Source organism: Dethiosulfatibacter sp. (assembly GCF_983023055.1).
Map to the genome: position 1 here is coordinate 1 of NZ_CEZJXU010000372.1, position 2,640 is coordinate 2,640.

The following is a 2,640-nucleotide window of genomic DNA, read 5'->3' on the forward strand; positions in this document are numbered from 1 at the left end:
AACCCTACTTTTGTTCAACTTTTGGGTATGTGTCCAACTTTGGCTGTTACAACTTCAGCCATAAACGGTATGGCTATGGGCTTGGCAACTATGGTAGTTTTAATAGGTTCAAACCTTGTTATATCTTTACTTAGAAAAGTTATTCCTGATAAAATCCGTATTCCGGCTTTTATAGTAATAATAGCAACATTTGTTACAATAATAGACATGTTCATGCATGCATATGCATTTACTCTTTACAAGTCACTTGGATTGTTTATTCCGCTAATAGTTGTAAACTGTCTAATCCTTGGTAGAGCGGAGTCTTTTGCTTCTAAACAATCTGCATTTCCTTCAATAGTTGATGCAGTGGGTATGGGTCTTGGATTTACTGGTGCACTTACTATACTTGGTGCAGTAAGAGAGCTTCTTGGAGCAGGAAGTCTTTTTGGACTTGATGTTCTTGGTGCAGGATTCAAACCTGTATTGGTAATGATACTTCCACCGGGAGCATTCCTTGCGCTTGGATTGCTTATAGGTCTGGTTAACTTTGTTGCTATGAAAAAAAAGCTTAAGAAGGAGGCAGAATAATGGGATTGTTTAGTATATTTATTGGAGCAGTACTTGTAAATAATTACGTACTGTCAAAGTTCCTGGGAATCTGTCCTTTTCTTGGTGTATCTAAAAAGGTTGATACTGCATTAGGTATGGGTGTAGCTGTAACATTCGTTATGACTCTTGCATCCATTATCACATATTTGGTTCAGGTTGCAATTCTTGATAACTTTGGTCTGGGATATCTTCAGACAATTGCTTTTATTCTTGTAATAGCTGCACTTGTTCAGTTTGTTGAAATGTTCCTTAAGAAATCAAGTCCTTCACTTTATGAAGCATTGGGTGTGTTCTTGCCTCTTATAACTACGAACTGTGCAGTACTGGGTCTTGCAATAATCAATATCCAGGAAGGATACAATTTAATCGAAACAATAGTTAACTCTTTGGGTGCGGCAATAGGATTTACAATGGCCATAGTACTTTTTGCAGGTATCAGAGAGAGACTTGAAATAGCAGATGTACCTGAATGTCTAAAGGGATTCCCTATTGCATTGATCACAGCAGGATTGATGTCCATAGCCTTTTTAGGATTTTCAGGACTGTCATTATAGGAGGTGGGTCAGATGAATGGTATAGTAACAGCAATCGCGGCATTGGGCGGACTTGGACTGGCATTTGGAGTAATTCTTGCCATAGCTTCAAAAGTGTTCCATGTCGAGGTTGATCCTAAGATTACAGAAGTAAGAGAAGCTCTTCCGGGAGCTAACTGTGGAGCCTGCGGATTGCCTGGATGTGATGCACTTGCAAAGGCCATTGTGGCTGGAGATGCTCCTATTACTGCTTGTCCAGTTGGTGGAGAAGCCTGTGTTGAAGCAATAAGCAAGATTATGGGTATAGAAGCAGCGTCAGGAGAAAAAATGGTAGCAAGGGTTCTGTGCAAGGGTAACTATGACAGAACAGAAAAAAGATTTGAATATCAGGGAATAGCTGATTGCAAGGCCTCTGCTATGATACAGGGTGGAGATAAAGCCTGTTCCTTCGGATGTCTTGGTAATGGCTCATGTGTAGTGGTTTGTCCTTTCGATGCAATCCATGTTGTAAATGGTGTTGCAGTAGTTGATGCGGAAAAATGTACAGCTTGTGAGAAGTGTATCAAGGAATGCCCTAAGAATATCATAGAGCTTGTTCCTTACAAGCAGAAAACAGTAGTGGATTGTTCAAACCATGAGTTTGGAAAGACTGTAAAGGAAGAATGCAAGGTTGGATGTATTGGATGCAAGATGTGTGAAAGAGCTTGTCCTTTTGATGCAATTCACGTTGTTGACAACATTGCAAAAATTGACTACGAAAAATGTACAAACTGTATGTTATGTGCAGAGAAGTGTCCTACAAAGTCAATAACTGCACTTCTTGAAGACCGACAAAAAGCTTATATAATACCTGAAAAATGTATAGGGTGTACAATTTGTGCTAAGAATTGTCCTGTAGAATGTATCTCCGGAGAGCTTAAGGGAGTTCATGTTGTTGATGAGGACAAGTGTATAGGCTGCGGCGTATGCTACGAAAAGTGTCCTAAGGATGCAATAGAAATGAGATAAATTAATAAAAATGAAAGTCTCTTCTCAGGAAGAGACTTTTTTTTATAAAATTTATGAACTTCAATTTCCGTGTCGTCTTGTAAATGCTTGTTATTAATGTTAAAATATTTGAAGGTGATTTCATGACTAAATGGGATAAGATGTTAATAGTTTTAATACTTGTATTAAGCATAGGCTCCTTGGTTTTTATAAGTGCCATGACTATGAACTATGATAACAGCTATGTGAAAATAAGCATAGATGGTGAATTGTACAAGAAATATTCTCTGGATGGTACTTTGGACAAGAAAATAACCATAGATACGGACAAGGGTATAAATGTAATCCATATTGAAAAAGGATATGTCTATATGGAAGAAAGTAGTTGTCCAGATAAGACATGCATTAAGCAAGGTAGAATCGACAGACCTGGTGAAATAATAGTTTGTCTTCCCAACAAGGTGACTGTTGAAATTACAGGTGAGATTGAGTCAGGACCAGATGCAGTGAGTCATTAGCTCCGTAATCA

At 38.3% G+C, this 2,640-nt stretch carries 4 protein-coding genes; all 4 read left to right on the forward strand.

Annotated features, from left to right (window positions below; all coding sequences use genetic code 11):
- Positions 1–570 (forward strand): electron transport complex subunit RsxE (gene rsxE / locus AC3AX0_RS11160; RefSeq protein ID WP_487550362.1); only part of this gene is annotated, 570 nt, incomplete at its 5' end.
- On the forward strand, positions 570–1,145 hold the full coding sequence (gene rsxA, locus AC3AX0_RS11165) for an electron transport complex subunit RsxA (protein WP_487550363.1): 576 nt from the start codon (positions 570–572) through the stop codon (positions 1,143–1,145). The genes rsxE and rsxA, both read left to right, overlap by 1 nt.
- 12 nt (positions 1,146–1,157) lie before the next feature.
- Positions 1,158–2,132 (forward strand): RnfABCDGE type electron transport complex subunit B, encoded by a 975-nt coding sequence (locus AC3AX0_RS11170; protein ID WP_487550364.1) that lies wholly within the window; start codon positions 1,158–1,160, stop codon positions 2,130–2,132.
- 122 nt (positions 2,133–2,254) lie between these two features.
- Positions 2,255–2,629, forward strand: coding sequence for a NusG domain II-containing protein (locus tag AC3AX0_RS11175; RefSeq protein ID WP_487550365.1), 375 nt, complete (start codon positions 2,255–2,257; stop codon positions 2,627–2,629).
- Positions 2,630–2,640 lie beyond the last annotated feature (11 nt).